Source organism: Phytoactinopolyspora endophytica (assembly GCF_004138495.1).
Lineage (GTDB): Bacteria > Actinomycetota > Actinomycetes > Jiangellales > Jiangellaceae > Phytoactinopolyspora > Phytoactinopolyspora endophytica.
In genome coordinates this window covers 35680-36874 of the sequence record NZ_ML142862.1, presented here as the reverse complement: position 1 = coordinate 36874, position 1195 = coordinate 35680, and the positions used below count along the sequence as shown (strand labels likewise).

The following is a 1195-nucleotide window of genomic DNA, read 5'->3' as shown; positions in this document are numbered from 1 at the left end:
GGACGGTCTGCGCGTGGTCGACGCGTCGACGTTGTTCGCCGGGCCGCTGACGGCGATGCACCTGGGCGACATGGGCGCGGACGTGGTGAAGGTCGAGCATCCGCGCCGTCCCGATCCGGCTCGAGGTCATGGAGCCGCGAAGGACGGACACAACCTATGGTCGAAGACGCTCGGGCGGAACAAACGGGCGATGACGCTGGACCTGTCGTCGGCGGATGGGCAGGCGGTGTTCCGGAAGCTGGCAGCGGGCGCCGACGTCGTCGTCGAGAACTTCCGGCCGGACACGCTGGAACGGTGGGACCTGGGCTACGAGCGGCTGAGCGCGGACAACCCGGGCCTGGTGCTGGCCAGGCTGACCGGGTTCGGGCAGACCGGGCCGTACCGGCGCCGGCCCGGGTTCGGCACGCTGGCTGAGGCGATGAGCGGATTCGCGGCGATGACGGGCGAACCGGACGGCCCGCCCACGCTGCCGCCGTTCGGGCTGGCCGACGGGATCGCGTCGCTGGCCGCCTCGTACGCCGTCATGACGGCGCTGCACGCCCGGCACGCGACCGGCCGCGGGCAGGTGATAGACCTGGCCATCGTCGAGCCGATCCTGGCGATGCTCGGCCCGCAGCTGACCCAGTGGGACCAGCTCGGCACGGTGCAGCCGCGGACTGGGAACCGCTCGGTGAACAACGCTCCCCGCAACACGTATCAGTGCGCGGACGGCCGGTGGGTGGCCGTCTCGACCAGTTCGCAGAACATCGCCGAGCGAGTGCTACGGCTGGTGGGCCGGCCGGACGTCGTCGACGAGCCGTGGTTCGCGACGGGCACGGGACGGGTAGAGCACGCCGACGAGCTCGACGGCGCGGTGGCGGCGTGGGTGGCGGAGCGGACCAGGGACGAGGTGGTCGCGGAGTTCGAGAAGGCCGAGGCCGCTGTGGCCCCGATCTACGACGCGTCCGACATCGCCGCCGATCCGCAGTTCGAGGCGCTCGGGACGGTGTTGCGCGTCGACGATCCCGACCTGGGCGAGCTGGCAATGCAGAATGTGCTGTTCAGGATGTCCGAGACGCCCGGCCGGGTCCGGTTCAGCGGCCGTGGCCATGGTGCGGACACCGCTGAGGTGCTGCACGAGCTGGGATACGACGAGGCAGGCGTCCACACACTGCGCCAGGCGGGTGTTGTCTGATGCTGTTCCGGAACTCCCGGG

At 71.0% G+C, this 1195-nt stretch carries 1 protein-coding gene; it reads left to right on the top strand.

Features of this window, described 5'->3' with window-relative positions; genetic code table 11:
- Positions 1–7: 7 nt before the first annotated feature.
- Entirely contained in the window at positions 8–1174 is a 1167-nt protein-coding gene (locus tag ELR45_RS23420) for a CaiB/BaiF CoA transferase family protein (protein WP_338069608.1), read from the top strand.
- Positions 1175–1195: the final 21 nt, after the last annotated feature.